General features: G+C 44.8%; 1 pseudogene. It reads left to right on the forward strand.

Annotated features, from left to right (window positions below):
- Positions 1-890: pseudogene (locus tag B853_RS26505) on the forward strand (IS110 family RNA-guided transposase); the annotation flags it as partial.
- Positions 891-1,041: the final 151 nt, after the last annotated feature.

The raw sequence follows: 1,041 nt of genomic DNA on the forward strand, positions 1-1,041 counted from the left end.
CTTATCTGTACTTGAACCTACCATCATGCTTTTGAAGCCTGTGGTGGTGCTCACTGGCTTGCGAGAAAGTGTGAAGCCTATGGGCATCGAGTTCGACTTATTCCACCTCAATATGTAAAACCTTACGTCAAAGGTAACAAAAACGACTTTATTGATGCGGCTGCGATAGCAGAAGCAGCAAGTCGACCAAGCATGAGGTTTGTTTCTGCCAAGTCAGAGGAAGCTCAAGTAATCGCAGCTATCCATCGAGTGAGAGATGGTTATATCAAAGAGCGAACGGCTTGTATGAGCCGAATTGGAGCAATACTACTTGAGTTTGGGCTGAGTTTTCCGAAAGGCCATGCCAAGATGAAAACGCTATTTCAGTGGTTGGCCGAGCAAGATATAAAGCTACCACCGAGTCTGGTCGCTGAGTTGCTCTCGATTCATGAGCACTATAAATACCTAAATGAGAAGTATCTACTCAAGATAGAAAACTGAAAGCGATTACTGAAAATAATGAAAATGCCGAACTGTTGAAGAGTATTCCTGGTATTGGGGATTTAACAGCAACGTTGTGTGTGGCCAATATCAGTTCTCCTTCAAACTTTGGTGGAGGTCGCGAGATGGCGGCATGGCTAGGACTCGTTCCAAGGCAGTATTCAACGGGTGGCAAATCAAAGTTATTAGGCATGAGTAAACGAGGGAACAAACACCTTCGCGCTCTATTTATACATGGAGCGAGGTCCGTGCTATCTAGGATAGAAACAACAGGAAAAGTGTTTGGAGATTGGTTAGTCAATTTACGAGCAACAAAGCCGTTTAATGTAGTGGTAGTCGCACTTGCCAATAAGCTAGCAAGAATAGCTTGGGCGGTGTTGTACCACCGCCAAGCTTTTAGGGCTGTATAGCCATAACCAAGTTTGCAACGCCAATGAACGTGATGACAAAAACGGTCGATCGGCCAGATTAGTAACCTGATACAAAAAATAGCACCTAGTTGCTTTGGGGCTTTTAAGGATAATCTGGCGCGGATATCATCGTGGAGCGGGGAAGTTAATG

This window comes from Vibrio rotiferianus CAIM 577 = LMG 21460 (assembly GCF_002741985.1).
Classification (GTDB): Bacteria; Pseudomonadota; Gammaproteobacteria; order Enterobacterales; family Vibrionaceae; genus Vibrio; species Vibrio rotiferianus.